Source organism: Psychrobacter sp. JCM 18902 (genome assembly GCF_904846615.1).
GTDB lineage: Bacteria > Pseudomonadota > Gammaproteobacteria > Pseudomonadales > Moraxellaceae > Psychrobacter.
In genome coordinates this window covers 2,277,134-2,295,626 of sequence record NZ_CAJHBK010000001.1, presented here as the reverse complement: position 1 = coordinate 2,295,626, position 18,493 = coordinate 2,277,134, and the positions used below count along the sequence as shown (strand labels likewise).

The window sequence follows — 18,493 nt, the reverse complement described above, 5'->3', positions numbered from 1 at the left end:
TCAAAGTATTAAGTATGAAAAAGGCTTATTTAGCGAGTGCCAAATAAGCCTTTTTTTGCGTCATAAGTTTATATTATTAATGGTTGTCTACTCTGGTATCGGTGGCATGCGCTCAACGGGTGTTACCGATAAAGGGTTTTGCGGCACGCTATCATTACTACGACTGTTACTAGGTTTGGCTGCTTGAGAGCTACTTTGTGCTTCAACAGGCTCAGCTGGTGGTGATTTACGCTGTTGAGTCTGCGTCTTAACTGGTTTTTCTGATTCGCTGCTATCCGTATCTTCATCATCGGCCAGAATACCATCATCAGTCATTTCTATAATTCTTTGCGTTTGCTTTTTCGATTTGGCGCGGTTATTGATAGATACCCATTGATGAGGCGTGTCTTTGAGTTGGGCTTTCATAAAATCCATCCAAACGGGTAGGGCTGCCACACCACCATATTCGCGACGACCCATGGTTGATGGTTGATCAAAACCCATCCACACGACAGTTGCATTGGTAGGATGAAAACCTGCAAACCAAGCGTCTTTTGCTTCATTGGTGGTACCGGTCTTGCCACCAATATCATCACGACCTAAAGCCTTGGCTCGTACTGCCGTACCACGCTGTACGACGTCACGTAAGATATCTGCCATCTCAAAAGCGACTCTGGGTTGTAAGATTCGAGGTGCTTGCTTAGCCAGTGCATATTGAACCGCTGGCGCTTTTAAGCGATCGGCCTGTGGACTAGCATCATAAACCTTTAGATTTAGCGTTTTACCGCTTTGTTCAATATCATCATTGTTCTCTAAATTTTGTTCTTTAACCGTCACTTCATCATCGATAGCACTGTCTTCATTTTCAATTGACTTCTTATAATCTTCGATGAGATTTCTATTGAGGTCTTCAAGTTTTTCATTGAAGCAGGTGGCACACGCTTGGCGTGGGTTTGCCTGAAAGAGGAGGTTATTATTATAATTATAAATTTGTTCGATAAAATACGGCTGTACACGGTGACCACCATTCGCGAATGTAGCATAGGCTGTTGCCATTTGTAATGGTGTTGCTTGCCCTGCACCTAACGCTAACGACAAAGTCGTCGGTAGCTTTTCTTTATCAAGTCCGAATTCATCTAATAGGTCGCGCGTATCAGATATACCAATGGCTTGTAAGAGACGAATAGAGACTAAGTTACGAGATAAATACAGTCCACGGCGTAAAGTGATTTCGCCTAAAAAACGTTGATCAGAATTTTTCGGTTTCCAGTCACCCACTTGAATCGGTCGATCCGAAACAATGCTATCTGGGCGATAGCCTTTTTCTAGAGCAGCGGTATAGACAAGCGGTTTAATGGTTGAGCCTGGTTGACGCCAGCCTTGTAGAGCACGATTGAATTTACTGTGATTAAAGTCAAAGCCACCGACCAATGCATTAACAGCGCCAGTTTCTGGATTCAAGGAGACCAGACTTCCTTGTAGTTTGGGAATTTGTCCCAGCTGCCAATTACCATTCGCGGTCGGTATCAAACGAATGATATCATTTTTATTGACAATTTGGCGGGCGTTGTCAGGAAAGTAACCGATACGATTGGCAGAAATATACTTGCGTGCCCAGCTCATCCCAGACCAACCAACGGTCACATTCTCACCAGAAGGCATTGTCGCCTCAAAACTGCGAGCATTAACCTTGGTGACTTTGGCAGGAGTCATATTGCTATAGCGGCGGAAATTTTCTAGCGGTTCATCATTTGCTTCAGCCCCGCGCCAACCATGACGATGTTCGTAAGCCACCAAACCTGTCAGTACCGCCGCTTCCGCATCTGTCTGTGCTTTGCTATCAACCGTAAGGCGTACCCGCCATCCACTATGCATCACTTGCTCACCATAGCGATCAACTAAGGTAGAGCGTGTCATTTCTGCCAAATACGGCATATTGACGTCGAGCTTCTCTTTATAGAGGTTAATGCCTACTGGTGAGCTAATCGCTTCGTCGCGTTGTGCTTTGCTGATATAGCCTAACTCGTGCATGCGTCCAATAATCCAGTTGCGGCGAGTCAGCGCGCGACTGGGATTGGCAACAGGATTGTATTTAGAAGGGGCTTTTGGTAGACCTGCCAGCATTGCTGTTTCAGCAATAGTGAGGTTTTCTAGTGATTTACTATAGTATTTTTTGGCCGCGGCGCGGATACCATAAGCGCCTTCGCCTAGATAGATTTTGTTGACATAAAGCGTCAAGATATCATTTTTACTGAGTTCATCTTCTATTTTACGTGCTAAAAATAGCTCGACCAATTTGCGATTTAAGGTGCGCTCTGGACTTAAGAAGTAGTTTTTGGCAACCTGCATGGTAATGGTAGAGCCGCCCGTTTGGCTGTCGTCGTCAGTCACTACTTCTGTCACTGCGCGACCAAGACCTTTAATACTAATACCGCTGTGCTGAAAAAAGGACGCATCTTCTGCTGCTAAAAAAGCATGAGTCAAATTTTCAGGAATATCTTCAAAAGTAACGGGTAAGGATAAACGGTTACCATATTGGCCAATGAGTTTGTCATCACTACTATATATCTGTAATGGCATCTCTAAATTTGCTGTTTTAATCTCTTGAATGCTAGGCAGGGTAGGCGATAAATACATCGCCATCCCATAAAAACCAATGGGCACAGCAAGTGCTAAGATAACTGCCAATGCCAAGCAGGCAATAACAAGCCCCACCAAAAAGTGAATGAGACGGGCGGTAGCATTTTTTTTGGTCATAAGAAGACTTATCAATTAAAATTTGCAACAGATAAAACATTATACCTTGAACAAAATCAGCAGGTCATAATAAATGTGTAAGTTGACCTTAATAACCTGTTTAAATGCTTGAATCTATCTGTTAAGTAAAGTATTGTACTGAATTATTACAAATAACTATCAGATTGTACACTTAATATAAGGTATAGAGTTTGTGAGGCTATTTACTTCCAAAAGTCAGAATTTAATTGGTGTGGATATCTGTGCCACTTCAGTAAAGTTGGTTGACATACAGCGCCAACAGGGCATGTTTCATCTAAAATCTTATGGTATTGAAAGACTGCCAGAAGGTATAGTCGTCGATAAACTTCTTGTAGATACTGAAGCGGTTGGTCATATTATTGCTAACTTAGCTAAACGTTGTCATGTCGCTGGTAGTAGTGCTGCAACTGCCGTGTCAGGGTCAGCAGTAATCACTAAAATTATTGATATGGATGCTGCGCTAAGCGACGTTGAGCGTGAAGCGCAGATACGTTTAGATGCTGATCAATACATACCTTATCCATTAGAAGACGTCAACCTAGACTTTGAAGTTTTAGGGCCTTCTTTAGCAAGTGATGACATGGTGCAAGTCTTGCTTGCCGCATCACGCTCGGAGAATGTTGACCAAAGAGTTGATGCCTTAACCTTTGGTGGTCTTCAAACGAAGGTCATGGATATTGAATCCCATGCGATAGAGCGTGCTTTTGGACTCATGGTAGATAACTTACCAAATGCTCCTGAGTTAGTGGCTCTGATAGATATTGGTCACAATCAAACGACTTTATATATTGCTAAAAACGGTGAGTTTATCTATAGCCGTGAACAACTATTTGGTGGTGTTCAGTTGACAGAAGCGATACAAAATCGTTATGGACTATCTGCTGAAGAAGCGGCTATCAGTAAGCGTGAGCGTACCTTACCAGATGACTACTACCTTGATGTGTTGACGCCTTTTATCGAAAATGCTATTCAACAAATTACTCGCTCATTGCAATTTTATTTTTCTTCCAGCCAATACAGTAGTATCGATCATGTGGTTCTTGCTGGTGGTAGTAGCTCTATTGCTGGTCTTGCTGGCATGGCACAGCAAAAACTTGGGGTGACTGTCAGTATTGCCAACCCTTTTATCAATATGACTATTGCACCAAATATCGATAATGAGCAACTGGCCATTGATGCACCAAGTTTAATGGCTGCATGCGGTCTTGCGTTAAGGAGCTTCGACTAATGGCTCGTATTAACCTATTACCTTGGCGCCAAGAAGAGCGCGAGCGTCGCAATAAAGAATTTCTCACGTTAGTAGTGGCAGTGACTTTACTCACTTTATTGGCTGCATTTGCTTCATGGAGCTACTTTAACAACGAGCTTGATGAACAACTTGATGCGAACGCATTGATTGAAAAAGAAAATGCGCTTTTAGATACGGCTTTGACTGAAATTGATAGTCTGGAGCAGCGCCGTGAGGATATTATTTCACGTATGCAAGTCATTCAAGACTTGCAGGGTCGACGTCCTGTGCCTGTTCGTTTATGGGATGATCTTGCTAAAGCCATTCCGCCGGCACTCTATTTGAATAACCTCAAACGTGAAGGCGATGTTTTGACGTTGACAGGTCGAGCTGATAATCCAAATATTGTATCAAGTTTGATTCGTAATCTTGATGATAGTAAATGGATGGGTGATTCAGCCGTTAGTAATATCCAACAAAATATCAGTGCTTATGAATCTGCACCAGTGCTTAATAATACGGTCACCGCTGGCGAACAGCCGCGTCCTATTTATCCTGAAGACAGTTATGTACAGTTTGTGATCACGACCAAAGTACAGTCGGAAACAGCCGTTCCTGTAGAAGGTGCTGACGGTACCACTGTACCTGGAGGTGAGTTATGAAGCTTAACCGTAAAAAAAGCCTGATTAAAACCAAAAAAACAGCCTTGAAACCAAAGCAACAGTTTGATTTACAGGAGTTTCGCCGCAGTTTTGAATCGTTGGACTCTGAAAACTACGGCAGCTGGCCATTACCTGTAAAGGTAACGGTAATAGGGCTTATCATTACGCTCATCGCAGCGTTGGCGTGGGCTTTACCGATTAGTAGTAAGATCGATGAGATCAATGCTGCTGAGAGTCAGCAACAAACGTTACTTGATAGCTATCGTGAAAAAGAATCACGCGCGCGTCATTTAAAAGCTTACCAAGAGCAAGTTGTCCAAATGGAAGCTGAGTTCAATACCTTACTCGATCAGCTACCAAAAGATACTCGTGTATCAGAGCTGGTAGAGGGCATTAACATGACGGGTGTCGGCAGCAATATACGTTTTCAAGACATTTCAGTAGAGCCTGAGATTGAAAACGAATTTTTTATTGAGCAACCTATCCGCATTGCTGCTTTGGGCGAATATCATCAGTTTGGTAGCTTTATTAGTGGTCTTGCCGCCTTACCACGAATCATTACTATGCATGATTTTGAGGTCAGCAATCCGCAGCCGACATTGGATGTTTTACCGGAGCTTAATTTGGTATTACAAACCAAAACCTATCGTTCAAAAGAAGCTGACCCTGAGGGTGATGAAACGGTTGCTGTCACTGACGCTGCAACCACTGATAATGCAGGAGGCAACTAATGAATATTCAAAAACTGCCTACGCTATTGGTTTTAAGCATGGCTGTATTGTCCATGACAGGGTGTGCGGATCGCATTGGTATGGCAGAGCAATCAATGAACGATATCCGTAATCAGCCAGCTCAACCTATTGAACCACCGCCCAAAGCTGAGCTAGTAGAAGACTTTGTTTATAGTGCCAGCGCACAGCGCAGTCCATTCTTACCACCGAGTTTAGTCAATGTCCAAGGTCCTACCACTTCCATCGATGGTGTGCGTCCTGACATTACCAGAGTGAAAGAACCTCTTGAGCAATATGAGCTATCGCAACTGATTTTTCGTGGTGTCGTAATTTCACCTGAAGGTCAGCGATATGCGTTGGTACAACGCCCTGATGGTTCAGTCGCGAGTGTTAAAGTAGGTGATTATCTTGGACTAAATGACGGCCGTATTGTTGAAATCACGCCGACCCAGATTAACTTGATTGAAATTGTGCCAGACAGCCGCGCTGGGTTTGTTGAAAAACCCCAGTCGTTGGTTTCACCCATAAGCTAAGTCGGCAGATTTTTTGAGGAATAAATAATGACAGTACGCAATAACAAGGTAACGATGATGAGCAACCGCGTATCTTCTGCTTTTGCCATTTCAGCATTGGCAATCAGCATGGTAGCAGTGAGTAATAGTGCCCATGCCGCACAGCGCATTAACGAAGTTTCTGTGGTACAAACTGCACCAGCAGTGACGCAAATGCGTTTGGGATTTGAAGGTTTACCAGTGTTACCTGCTGCCTATCAGCTTGATAACCCTAGCCGTTTGGTATTAGATTTTGAACAAGTGCAAAATGGACTTGCTAGTCGCTTTAATGAATACAATATTGGTATGATTGATAAGGTCACGACTTTAAATAGTGACAGTACCACGCGCCTGATTGTTGAGCTAAAACAGGCAGGTAACTATACGACATCGATTGAGGATAACGATTTACTATTGACCATTACTGATCCTAACCGTCCAGTAATGACCAATGATCCTATCCAAGACGTACTCAATGACAATAATGCGATCACGACGACAGCAGTCGTTACACCGATTTTAGAAACCAGTAGTGCACCGGCAGTCAATATAGCCAGTAAAACGGTGGTTAAAAACCAAGTGCCTGCTGATACCATGGTGGTCAGAGTTAACCCATTATTAAGCCCACAACTTGCTGCATCGCAAGTGAGTAAGCAATATAGCTATGATGGTTTGAGTGCCGTCAATTTTGCCGCAGGAAATGATGGTGGTGGCAACGTTAGCATCGCACTTACCAATGAAGCCATTCCCGTTGATGTACAACGTCAAGGCAACAAGTTAGTGGTACGCTTAACGGGTAGCACCGTGCCAAGAAATTTATTGCGTCGTTTGAATATTAATAGTGGTCTGGTTGATAGTATTGATACTAAAAACCAAGGTCAGAATGGTGTAATCACTATTAATGTCAAAGAAGATTATGAGTATCAGGCTTATCAATCAGGCAATCAGCTGAATATTAATATCAGAAAACCTGAGCTACTACGTGAGCCAACACTTGAAGAAAAAGTCTATAGCGGTGAAGCGCTATCTATGGAGTTTCAAGACGTTGAAATTCGCAGTGTCTTAGATATCCTAGCGCAGTTCACAGAAATGAATATTGTGGCTAGTGATTCAGTCGCGGGCAATATCACCTTACGCCTGATTAATGTCCCATGGGATCAAGCGCTAGATATTATTCTAAAGAGTAAAAATCTTGGTAAGCGTGAAAATGGCAATGTCATTTTGGTTGCGCCTTCCACCGAGCTTGCTGAGCAAGAAGCACGTGAGCTTGAAGCGCAGCAAGCGGTTGAGTCTTTTGCGCCATTACGCACAGAATATATTCGTCTTAGCTATGCAAAAGCGCCAGATGTTTTGACACTTATTTCTCAAGGCAGTGGCTCATCAGGTGGCAGCAATGCAAATGCTGCTGATAACAATACCTTATTGTCTAATCGTGGAACGGTAACGGTAGATGAACGTACCAATACTTTAATTATTAAAGATGTGGCTGACAGTATCGAAAATATCCATAAGTTGATTGGTAAAATTGATATTCCAGTCCGTCAGGTCATGATTGAAGCGCGTATTGTGAGTGCCACTGATAGCTTTAGTAAAGAGATTGGGGTTCGTTGGGGTATCTTGTCAAATGGTGCTGCCAACAACCGTAATTTATTGGTCGGTGGTAGTAATCAAACGTTATGGGATTTAAAAGACTTTGATGTAGAAACGACGACGGTAAATGGTCAAACGGTTTCTTATCCTTCATACGATATTAGCCGCCCTGATAACTTAAACGTCGATTTAGGGGTTGCCAACCCCGCGGGTAGTATTGCCTTTGGTTTGCTCGGTATATCTGATTTTATGTTAGATCTTGAGCTGTCAGCCATGCAAGCGGATAACCGTGGTGAAGTGATTTCTACGCCGAAGATTCTGACAGCAGACAAGCAAACGGCGAAAGTCTCTTCAGGGACGCAGATTCCTTATCAAGAAGCGTCTGCCAGTGGAGCAACCACTACTAGCTTTAAAGAAGCAGCATTGAGTCTAGAGGCCACACCAAATATCACCCCAGATGGCAAAATCGGTTTGCAATTGTTAATCACTAACGGCACACCAGTAAGATCGCTAGATGGGCAAGTTGCTATTGCCGAAGATTCTGTTTCAACCAATGTCATGGTTGAAGACGGTCAGACCATTGTGTTAGGTGGCGTCTTTAAGAACAGCAAAAGCAATGGTGTCGATAAAGTACCGTTCTTAGGTGATCTGCCTTATATTGGTCGTGCCTTCCGTAAGGATGTGCGCAACAACTCTAAAGAAGAGCTGCTGATATTTATCACGCCAAAATTAATCAATGATGGTATTAGCCGCATAGATTAATCATTTATTGATTGGTTTTCGCTCAAAAGAAGCAAGCATCAACGCTTGCTTTTTTTATGGGAAAATTTTCATATTGATTGAATTTTACTAACAATAATCAACGCTCATTACTAGCCAGAATATCAATGACGTTGTATCATAGCTAATTTAGCTGAGTAAGTATTATGGTGGAGGAATTGCCGTCGGTGTTTTTAGTAGGGCCGATGGGAGCAGGGAAGACAACCATCGGTAAATTGCTGGCTAAGCAGTTGGGGCGCACCTTTGTAGACAGTGATTGGTACATTGAATCGCAGACAGGGGCTGACATTGCTTGGATATTCGCCAAAGAAGGCGAGGCGGGCTTCCGTGAGCGTGAAACGCGCGCCATCGATGAGTTGACTCAAAAAGACCAAATCGTTTTAGCGACCGGTGGTGGCGCTGTGATGTGTGCTGAAAACAGAGCGTTTTTGCATCAGCGCGGCATCGTGGTTTATTTGAATGCGCCAGTTGATGTGCAAATGGCTCGCACGGCTAAAGACAAATCACGACCACTGTTACAGCAGCCAAATCCTAGAAAAATCTTGCAAGATTTATATAGCACGCGTGATCCCTTATATCGCCAAGTCGCTCATATTATTATGCCAACCGGTCATACTTATCCCCGTCATATGGTCAATCAGCTCTTACAGCAACTAGAATCATTTACTGACTCGACTGTTATAGCACCAAAAGATAAAGAAAATTAACCATAATGATAAACTTTATCAAGGCGTGTCCTCATTTAAAAATGGCGATAAAAATCAGGACGCGCCCTAGTTAAGCTCAGCTACTTTTACCTCATTCAAAATGCTTAGGGAGTGTTTAATGGCAACGCCACTGTTTCATGACGGTTTAACGGTTCATACGCAAAGCCATGACTATCCAATCGTCATTACTGAGAAAACAGCGATAGAGCACAACAGTATGGCAAAGCTGATCACACCTTATATTCGTGGTCGCCAAATATTGATTGTCACTAATGACACTGTTGCGCCTTTGTACCTAAGCGCTTTAGAGAAAGAGTTAACAGAGCAGTTCACTGTGCGTGTTTGCGTATTGCCAGATGGTGAGCAATATAAGCATCAGAGCAGTATTGATCAAATTTACGATGTATTGATGGTAGCGCATTTTAATCGTGACGTTACGCTTATTGCTTTAGGTGGTGGCGTTATTGGTGATATGACGGGCTTTGCTGCTGCAAGCTTTATGCGTGGTGTAAACTTTATCCAGATTCCAACCACGCTACTGTCACAAGTGGATTCGAGCGTTGGTGGTAAGACGGGCATCAATCATCCTCAAGGCAAAAACATGATTGGCGCTTTTTGGCAGCCGCAAATGGTCCTTGCAGACATGAGTACGCTCAAGACTTTGCCAGCGCGCGAGTTGTCAGCCGGGTTGGCTGAGGTTATTAAATATGCACTCATTATGGATGTCACGTTCTTAGATTGGCTGGAAGTCAATCTGCCAGCGATGATGGATTTGGATTTAGCGGTACTTGGTGATGCCGTAAAACGCTGCTGTCAGTATAAAGCCGATATCGTCGCGCAAGATGAAAGAGAGTCAGGCGTGCGAGCATTGTTAAATTTTGGTCATACTTTTGGTCATGTCATTGAAACCCATGAGGGCTATGGTAATTGGCTACACGGTGAGGCAGTCGCTGCTGGCATGGTACAAGCCGCAGAGTTATCACAGAGAATGGGTTGGTTAACGGTCGAAGACGTTGCTCGTATTAAGCGTATTTTAACCTTAGCAAATTTGCCTATCACCCCGCCACGCATTGATACACAAACGGCGCTAAGCTTGATGGGACATGATAAAAAAGTGAAACACGGACAAATCCGCCTGATTTTGTTAAAATCACTAGGTCAGGCCGTATTGACCAATGATTTCGATGAAGATCTTTTGCACGAGGTATTGTCACAACACCGCGTATAATGTCTTAAAGCTTTAGTGCTCGTGAATGCTCACTGAACGCAACGGTTTAAAGCAGACTGGCTCGCCGCCATTCTACTTACTGCGCATCTCTTGAATGCGGTCAACTTTATTTTCACCAAGGATACTCCCATGGCAGCTTCAAGATCGACGCCGCGTACCGCTAGCCAGTCATATCGCCGTCAAGCGTTGATTTGGCTGATAATGACCTTGCTGCTGGGTGTGGTTACGGCTCTGATTTGGATGTTTAGTCAAACGCCAGCGATGGGTGCCAAAATTGAAAATGCCCCCATATCAGCACCGCAACCATTGAGTGCTGAGCTTGAGCAGCCCTTAAAAATAGAGTCGTTACACGAGCTTGATACCGACGTGCAGCCCATTAGTTTTGATACGACGGTACGTGATTTGCGCAATTATCCTGCTGAGTTTAAAGACAAACGTTATCTGTTGGCGAATAAAGGTAAGTGGACAGTGCAGGTGATGAATGTCGCCGAAAACGATGTGATTGTCAGTTATCTAGAAGGCCGCGCAGACCGTAATAAATTTGCTTATTTCCGTTATCTTGACGATGAAAATCAAGTTCGCTATATGTTAACTTATGGGCTCATGAGTAGTCCACAAGAAGCGGTTGGCGCGGCAAAACTGATAGACTTTAAGTTGCCAGCCAATGTGCGTGTGTTGCCAGAAGAGATCAACCGTTATGTCGGTATCATTGATAATTATGAGCGACCTGATCCAGTTAAAGATTTGAGCACCAGACGCACACGTTCTGTTGATTTAAAACCGACTAAGCGCGAAGTGCCAGTGCGCCAGCCACTGCCAGAAACGGATAATGGGGACAATGCTGGTCGTAGCAGTAAAGAAACTGCCAGTAACAGCGACAATGAAAGTATCCGTCAGTCAGCAGATACCTCCGATACTTTATCGGTCACTGAAGAGCGTATTGTTGGCAATGAAGAGGAAGTATCCTCTATCACCACGCCTAAAAATGAGGGTAGTGGAACTAAGTCTGAATCAGAGAATAAAAAACCAGCGACATCAGGCACTGAAAATACCACTAAAAAACCCCCAGTAGTCGCAACACCGAAGCCGCCAAGTAGTACCAGTAGCACAAATTCTGGCGCAAACACTACTAGCAAGAATACCAATCCTCCTAAGAGCAATAACGACAGCATAAAAACACTGATAGAAGACAAAAGTAATTAGAGTATGTTTGTCTTGTGACCATATCGTTGATAGTTATGATAACCTCGTTACCACTATGATTAAAAAAACCCACTGACAAGCTGGTTAGTGGGTTTTTTTGTGGAGCATCGTAAAACATATAATTAGTGCTAAAAATACGTTTTCAAAAGAAGTTGATCTTAATTAAGCATCTCAACTAAGCCTTGTCACACATACTATGTATCAAAATTTGCATAGAACATTTAATCATCCTATAACCAATAGTAATAAGTTCTCTTACAAAATATGGTGGATGAATCGATAGAAAAGACTAGATTTTTTGTCCGTCATTAACTAATATAACTGTGGGCGACGTTCTGTATAGTTATCGTAAAAATTGTTTTTTAACAATGAATTGGTAAACTTCTATCATTTAAAAGATGCGTTACTAAATTTTTTTGTCTCAAGCGTTGTCACTTGCTATCTATAATTAAGCTATCGCAAGTGACGCAACCTCTCTTATTATCGCTCTCTTTAGAGTGAATGAAGCGCTTGATTACAGAGCGTCAGATATTCAAAATTAATCAAATGCACGGTTATTACATGCGTAGTCAATCAGTCTGGATTGCTAGGCATGGTGTGATAACAAGTGACACTCAAGATAGCGACATTGTGTTATTGATGATTAGGTAACGGGTATACAGGGCTGTATGTCATTGCCAAGGGCGACCGTTTACTATCTTTTAATATGTTAATGATCTATTGAAACATCATTCAATGACTGGGAGTGCCAGAGCTTTCACCTTAGTCTCAAAGTATGATGTCTATGAGCGTCACACCATTTATTAATTCGGATATACGAATATTAATTATTAGCCCGTTCTGCTTACGGTCTTCAGTTTATGATCTGCATTGGATGCATAAATTGCCCGTTCACCTAAAAGGACTAGCCATGTCAATGATTTCCTCGCAAACCCACCTGGCCACGCCAGATGACTTTTCTGATAACTGTGGTTTTGGTTTGATCGCTCATATTGAGGGACAAGCCAGCCATGATTTGGTAAAAACTGCTATTCATAGTCTAAGCTGTATGACCCATCGCGGCGGTGTTGCTGCTGATGGTAGAACGGGTGATGGTTGTGGTCTACTACTGGCGACGCCTATTGAGTTTTTTAGAGGTATTGCTGCTGAGCAAGGGTTCGCGATTACTGACAACTTTGCCGTTGGTATGATCTTTGTCAATTTAGATGAGACAAAAGCTTGTGATAGCCAGCAAGTGCTTAGCGATGAGATTGTCGCCCAAGGATTAGAGGTTGCTGGCTGGCGTGATGTGCCGCTTGATTTGAGCATCGTCGGTGACATTGGCCGTGAGACTTTACCTGATTTTAAGCAAGTGTTTGTCAACGCACCCGATGATTTGGCAGCGGATGACTTTAACCGTAAACTGTTTGTCGCACGCAAAAAAGCAGAGCAGCGCTTGGCTGATGATGAGCTGTTTTATGTGTGCTCATTGAGCTGTCAGACGATTATCTATAAAGGTTTGGTGATGCCATCAGACTTGCCAGCATTTTTCTTGGATCTACAAGATGCGCGTTTGGCATCGCATATCGTGGTATTTCATCAACGTTTCTCCACCAATACCTTGCCGCGTTGGCCTTTGGCGCAGCCGTTTCGTTATCTTGCCCACAATGGCGAGTTGAATACCATCACAGGCAATCGCAACTGGTCTGAGGCACGGACGCCAAAACTAAAATCAGACAAACTGCCCAATTTGAATGAATTGACGCCACTGGTGAACAGTACGGGCTCTGACTCATCAAGCTTAGATAATATGCTTGAAGTCCTCATGTCAGGTGGTATGAATCTATTCCATGCGATGTCGATTCTCGTGCCACCTGCTTGGCAGAATGTCGATAGCATGGATATGGATTTGCGCGCGTTCTATGAGTTTTATTCGCAGCACATGGAAGCGTGGGATGGTCCAGCAGGTTTGGTGATTCAAGATGGACGCTATGCGGTCTGTATGCTTGATCGTAACGGTCTGCGCCCATCGCGCTGGGTGACGACCAAGAACGGCTATATCACCGTTGCCTCTGAAGTTGGTGTGTGGGATTACTCGCCAAAAGATGTATTGGCAAAAGGACGCGTTGGCCCTGGTCAAATGCTCGTTATTGATACTTTAACGGGTCAAATTTTAGATACTAAAGCGATTGCGACGTTACTGAAAAAAGCCCATCCGTACCGTAAATGGCTGCGTGAAGAAGCAACCCGTATCCGTGATGATGAGCGTTTAGAGGAAGAGTTAGCAGCGCAAACATGCCGTGGTAATGAGCTAAAAACACTGCAAAAAATGTATCACATCACCAATGAAGAGCGTACTGAAATTATTCGCCCCAATGCCGAAAATGGTCAAGAGCCTGTCGGTTCAATGGGTGATGATACGCCCATGGCAGTGCTGTCGCAGCAAATCCGCCATGTCGGTGATTTCTTCCGCCAGCAGTTCGCACAGGTGACCAATCCACCGATTGATCCATTGCGTGAATCTATCGTGATGTCATTGCAGACCTGCCTCGGTGCTGAAACTAACGTGTTTGCGCCATCAGCGCGAGATGCACACCGTATTATCTTATCGTCGCCTGTACTGTCAGCCAGCAAGATGCAGCAGCTTGAGACCTTGGGTGATCCAGCCTTTAAAATGGCGCGTATTGATTTAAACTATGATCGCACCCTTGAGTTATCAGAAGCCATCATGGCTATCTGCGAGCAAGTAGCTAACAGCATCCGAGCTGGTCACACTTTGATTGTGTTGTCTGATAAAGACATCGATGCCGATAAAGTACCAGCCAATGCCATCATGGTGACTGGTGCGGTGCATCATTATTTGATTGGTCAAGGTATTCGTACTGATGCTAATTTAATCATTGAGACTGGTTTGGCGCGCGACTCGCATCAAGTGGCAGTCTTGATTGGTTTTGGTGCGACCTGCGTTTATCCTTATTTGGCTTATGATGTTATTGATGACTTAGTAGCGACTGGTGAGCTGCTTGGTGATCCGATTCAAGCGCGGGTTAATTTCCGTAAAGGCTTGGATAAAGGCTTGCTAAAAATCTTATCAAAAATGGGCATCTCGACCATTGTCTCTTATCGCGGCGCGCAGTTATTTGAAGCAGTGGGTCTCTCTGAAGAGGTGGTGAGCCTGTGTTTCAAAGGCGTACAGAGTCGTATTAAAGGTGCGACCTTTGCTGACTTAGCTGCCGATCAAGCACAGCTAGCGGCGAATGCTTTCAAGCGTCGCGCGCCACTCGATCAAGGTGGCTTACTGAAGTTTGTCTTCAATAAAGAATATCATGCCTTTAATCCAGATGTGATTAACAGCCTGCATACAGCTGTACGCACGGGTGATTACGACAATTATCGTAATTATGCTGATTTGGTCAATAGCCGTCCGGTTGCGACCTTGCGTGATTTATTGCAATTAAAAACAGATAACTCTATCGACGTTAATGACGTGGAGGATATCTCATCCATTCTGACGCGCTTTGACTCGGCGGGCATGTCGTTAGGGGCATTGTCACCCGAAGCCCATGAAGCGATTGCCATGGCGATGAATACCATCGGTGGACGTTCAAACTCTGGTGAGGGCGGCGAAGATCCAGTACGTTATGGCACGTTGCGCAACTCAAAGATCAAACAAATTGCCTCGGGTCGTTTTGGCGTCACCCCAGCGTATTTGCGTTCAGCAGAAGTGATGCAAATCAAGGTTGCACAGGGTGCCAAGCCGGGTGAGGGTGGTCAGCTGCCGGGTGGCAAGGTCAATGCTTTGATTGCACGCTTACGTTATTCTGTACCGGGTGTGACGTTGATTTCACCGCCGCCGCATCATGATATTTATTCTATCGAAGATTTAGCGCAGCTGATTTTTGATTTAAAGCAAGTCAATCCAGATGCGCTAGTATCGGTCAAGTTAGTCTCACGTCCAGGCGTTGGTACTATCGCGACTGGCGTGGCAAAAGCTTATGCCGATTTGATTACGATTTCAGGCTATGATGGCGGCACCGCAGCCTCTCCGCTATCGTCTATCCATCATGCAGGCTCACCATGGGAGCTAGGACTGGCTGAGACCCACCAATCACTACGAGTAAATGGCTTGCGTCATAAAGTTCGTATTCAAACTGATGGTGGTCTAAAGACAGGACTTGATGTGGTAAAAGCCGCTATCCTTGGGGCAGAAAGCTTTGGCTTTGGTACCACGCCGATGATTGCCGTTGGTTGTAAATACTTACGTATTTGCCATCTGAATAATTGCCCGACTGGAGTTGCGACGCAAAAAGCCAAACTACGTGACGAGCATTTCATTGGTGAAGCAGAGATGCTCATTAACTTCTTTAAATTTGTAGCAACTGAAACGCGTGAATGGCTTGCCGCCCTTGGTGTGCGTAGTATGGAAGAGCTGGTTGGACGGACTGACTTGCTTGAAGTATTAGAAGGCAACACGGATAAGCAGCGTCATTTGGATTTAACGCCATTGTTATTTAGCCATCCGGCCAGTAGTGGTAAAGCCCAAACCTGTCAGGTTGAGCGTAATGAGCCATTTGATAAAGGCTTACTCGCTGAACAGATGATTAGTGATATGCTGCTCAATATTCGTCAAGGTAATGGCGGCGATTATAGCTATTATGTCGGTAACTGTGATCGCTCTATCGGCGCGCGTATCTCTGGTGAGATTGCGCAAGTATGGGGCAACCTTGGCATGAGTGATATGCCAATTAAACTGCATCTGACTGGCACTGCTGGGCAGAGTTTAGGCGTCTGGAATGCAGGTGGTCTAAATATTGAGCTAGAAGGCGATGCCAATGATTATGTCGGCAAAGGCATGGCTGGCGGTGAGATTGTTATTTATCCACCAAAAGACTCAAGTTTTACGGCGCAAGAGACCGCCATCATTGGTAATACCTGCTTATATGGCGCAACGGGTGGCAAACTATATGCAGCTGGTACCGCTGGCGAGCGCTTTGGTGTTCGTAACTCTGGCGCGCATGCAGTCATCGAAGGCACAGGCGATCATTGCTGTGAATATATGACAGGCGGTATTGTCACTATTCTTGGGCGTACGGGTCTCAACTTTGGGGCAGGTATGACAGGTGGCTTCGCTTATGTGCTCGATATGGAAGGCGATTTCTTTGACCGTTGTAACCATGAGTTGATCGATCTGAATCGTATCTCAAGTGAGCAAACCGAAGAGCATCGTATCCATTTGCAGCAAGTGATTGAAGCGCATGTTAATAAAACAGGCAGCGCGTGGGGTCAGACGATATTGGCTGACTTTGAACACTATGTTCGTAAGTTTTATTTGGTGAAGCCTAAAGCGGCAAACATTGCGAGCCTTCTCAAGACCACCATGGCTGACCCACAGTAGCTTTGCTTGGATTATCCAATGTTCCGCTTTTAAAAGCCTTTTAACTCAAAGGTTTTCAGCAGGTAAGTGACGGTCACGATATAAATCTCTTAATTTTGCGATAAATGAGACATCGTTGACTGTCACCGCCCACTTTAAAAAAGCTTGATATAAAAAGCCTCATATTAAAGAGACAATACCATGGCAAAACGCTTAGAAAATAGTTTTCAGTTTTTAGATGTACCACGGTTAGAGCCGACCAAAAAAGACATCGCCACGCGCTCAACGGAATTTGTTGAAATTTATAAACCGTTTGAGAGTGAAGCCGTTGCGCAGCAGTCGCACCGCTGTCTGGAGTGTGGTAACCCTTATTGTGAATGGAAGTGCCCTGTACATAACTACATTCCTAACTGGCTCAAATTGGCCACCGAAGGGCAGATATTTCAAGCGGCTGAATTGTGTCACCGCACCAATACGTTGCCTGAGGTCTGCGGCCGCGTCTGTCCACAAGATCGCTTATGTGAAGGCGCTTGTACCTTAAATGATGGCTTTGGCGCTGTAACCATTGGTAATGTCGAAAAGTACATCAACGATACCGCCTTTGCACTTGGCTGGCGTCCGGATATGTCTGATGTGGTTTGGACAGATAAAAAAGTCGCGATCATCGGTGCAGGTCCCGCAGGGTTAGGCTGTGCAGATATCTTGGTAAGAAATGGCGTAAAACCAGTTGTGTTTGATAAACGTCCTGAAATTGGTGGTTTATTAACCTTTGGTATTCCAGAGTTTAAGATGGAAAAGGACGTCATGCGTAACCGCCGTGTTATTTTTGAAGGTATGGGCATGGAGTTTCGTCTTGAGACAGAAATCGGTACTGACATTAGTATTGATGAACTGTTAAGCGAGTACGATGCGGTATTTATGGGCATGGGTACTTACACTTATATGCGTGGCGGCTTTGCTGGTGAAGAGCTTGTCGGTGTTCATGATGCGCTAGATTACCTGATTGCCAACGTCAATCGCTGCAACGATTGGGAAAAAAATCCTGAAGAATATATCGACTTTAAAGGCAAAAGAGTGGTAGTACTAGGTGGTGGCGATACTGCGATGGATTGTAACCGTACCAGTATTCGCCAAGGCGCTGAGCAAGTAGTCTGTGCCTATCGCCGTGACGAAGAGAACATGCCAGGTTCGCGCCGCGAAGTGGTCAATGCTCGAGAGGAAGGCGTTGAGTTTCTATTCAATCGTCAACCGACAGAAATCATTGGCTTGAATGGTAAAGTGAATGGCGTGAAAGTCGTCACGACTCACTTGGGTGCGCCAGACAATCGTGGTCGTCAGCGTCCTGAGCCGATTCCTAATTCAGAAGAAATTATCCCATGTGATGCTGTAATTATGGCTTTTGGCTTCCGTCCTAGCCCTGCTGACTGGTTTGAGTCTCAGCAAGTGGCAATGGACAGCTCTGGTCGCGTGCTGGCAGCGGAAAAGCAAACCTTTAAATTCCAAACCAAAAACCCCAAGATATTTGCTGGTGGTGATATGGTACGTGGTTCTGATTTGGTCGTGACTGCGATTTGGGAAGGTCGTGAAGCCGCTGAAGGTATTTTGGACTTCTTAGAGGTATAATGGTTTTGGTTTACATCCGATTATTGAACACTCTATTTCGATCTCAAACGTCTTTTGCCTTTTAACAGGTAAGAGACGTT

The 18,493-nt window shown here is 44.4% G+C and carries 11 protein-coding genes; 10 read left to right on the top strand and 1 reads right to left on the bottom strand.

Annotated features, from left to right (window positions below):
- Window positions 1–87 precede the first annotated feature (87 nt).
- Window positions 88–2,736 carry a penicillin-binding protein 1A gene (locus tag JMY05_RS09445; protein ID WP_201614910.1) on the bottom strand — a complete coding sequence of 883 codons (2,649 nt, stop codon included), beginning with the start codon at window positions 2,734–2,736 and terminating at the stop codon, window positions 88–90.
- Window positions 2,737–2,929: 193 nt separating this feature from the next.
- Here JMY05_RS09445 and JMY05_RS09440 point away from each other — a divergent pair, with 193 nt between their 5' ends.
- From JMY05_RS09440 to JMY05_RS09395, 10 genes are all read left to right on the top strand, one after another.
- Window positions 2,930–3,985 (top strand): pilus assembly protein PilM, encoded by a 1,056-nt coding sequence (locus tag JMY05_RS09440; protein WP_045443914.1) that lies wholly within the window; start codon window positions 2,930–2,932, stop codon window positions 3,983–3,985.
- Window positions 3,985–4,647 carry a PilN domain-containing protein gene (locus JMY05_RS09435; protein ID WP_045443917.1) on the top strand — a complete coding sequence of 221 codons (663 nt, stop codon included), beginning with the start codon at window positions 3,985–3,987 and terminating at the stop codon, window positions 4,645–4,647. Before JMY05_RS09440 ends, JMY05_RS09435 begins: the two co-directional genes overlap by 1 nt.
- On the top strand, window positions 4,644–5,378 hold the full coding sequence (locus tag JMY05_RS09430; protein ID WP_045453405.1) for a type 4a pilus biogenesis protein PilO: 735 nt from the start codon (window positions 4,644–4,646) through the stop codon (window positions 5,376–5,378). Before JMY05_RS09435 ends, JMY05_RS09430 begins: the two co-directional genes overlap by 4 nt.
- Window positions 5,378–5,911, top strand: a complete 534-nt coding sequence (locus tag JMY05_RS09425) for a pilus assembly protein PilP (RefSeq protein WP_045443920.1) — start codon at window positions 5,378–5,380, stop codon at window positions 5,909–5,911. Before JMY05_RS09430 ends, JMY05_RS09425 begins: the two co-directional genes overlap by 1 nt.
- Before the next feature lie 27 nt (window positions 5,912–5,938).
- Window positions 5,939–8,281, top strand: coding sequence for a type IV pilus secretin PilQ (pilQ, locus tag JMY05_RS09420; RefSeq protein ID WP_201614908.1), 2,343 nt, complete (start codon window positions 5,939–5,941; stop codon window positions 8,279–8,281).
- 164 nt (window positions 8,282–8,445) lie between these two features.
- The gene (aroK, locus tag JMY05_RS09415) at window positions 8,446–9,006 is read left to right on the top strand and encodes a shikimate kinase AroK (protein WP_045443930.1); all 561 of its coding nucleotides are present in this window, start codon (window positions 8,446–8,448) and stop codon (window positions 9,004–9,006) included.
- Between the two features lie 118 nt (window positions 9,007–9,124).
- Window positions 9,125–10,234, top strand: coding sequence for a 3-dehydroquinate synthase (gene aroB, locus JMY05_RS09410; RefSeq protein WP_045443933.1), 1,110 nt, complete (start codon window positions 9,125–9,127; stop codon window positions 10,232–10,234).
- Window positions 10,235–10,363: 129 nt separating this feature from the next.
- On the top strand, window positions 10,364–11,437 hold the full coding sequence (locus JMY05_RS09405; RefSeq protein ID WP_201614907.1) for a hypothetical protein: 1,074 nt from the start codon (window positions 10,364–10,366) through the stop codon (window positions 11,435–11,437).
- Between the two features lie 910 nt (window positions 11,438–12,347).
- Complete coding sequence (gltB, locus tag JMY05_RS09400; protein ID WP_201560977.1) at window positions 12,348–16,811, top strand: glutamate synthase large subunit; 4,464 nt, start codon at window positions 12,348–12,350, stop codon at window positions 16,809–16,811.
- Between the two features lie 180 nt (window positions 16,812–16,991).
- Window positions 16,992–18,413 carry a glutamate synthase subunit beta gene (locus tag JMY05_RS09395; protein WP_060491863.1) on the top strand — a complete coding sequence of 474 codons (1,422 nt, stop codon included), beginning with the start codon at window positions 16,992–16,994 and terminating at the stop codon, window positions 18,411–18,413.
- The last annotated feature ends 80 nt before the right edge of the window (window positions 18,414–18,493 follow it).

Coding starts and splice junctions, on each gene's coding strand:
- JMY05_RS09395 (WP_060491863.1), top strand. CDS start 16,992: ATGGCAAAACGCTTAGAAAATAGTTTTCAGTTTTTAGATGTACCACGG.
- JMY05_RS09430 (WP_045453405.1), top strand. CDS start 4,644: ATGAAGCTTAACCGTAAAAAAAGCCTGATTAAAACCAAAAAAACAGCC.
- JMY05_RS09425 (WP_045443920.1), top strand. CDS start 5,378: ATGAATATTCAAAAACTGCCTACGCTATTGGTTTTAAGCATGGCTGTA.
- aroB (WP_045443933.1), top strand. CDS start 9,125: ATGGCAACGCCACTGTTTCATGACGGTTTAACGGTTCATACGCAAAGC.
- gltB (WP_201560977.1), top strand. CDS start 12,348: ATGTCAATGATTTCCTCGCAAACCCACCTGGCCACGCCAGATGACTTT.
- JMY05_RS09405 (WP_201614907.1), top strand. CDS start 10,364: ATGGCAGCTTCAAGATCGACGCCGCGTACCGCTAGCCAGTCATATCGC.
- JMY05_RS09445 (WP_201614910.1), bottom strand. CDS start 2,736: ATGACCAAAAAAAATGCTACCGCCCGTCTCATTCACTTTTTGGTGGGG.
- aroK (WP_045443930.1), top strand. CDS start 8,446: ATGGTGGAGGAATTGCCGTCGGTGTTTTTAGTAGGGCCGATGGGAGCA.
- JMY05_RS09435 (WP_045443917.1), top strand. CDS start 3,985: ATGGCTCGTATTAACCTATTACCTTGGCGCCAAGAAGAGCGCGAGCGT.
- pilQ (WP_201614908.1), top strand. CDS start 5,939: ATGACAGTACGCAATAACAAGGTAACGATGATGAGCAACCGCGTATCT.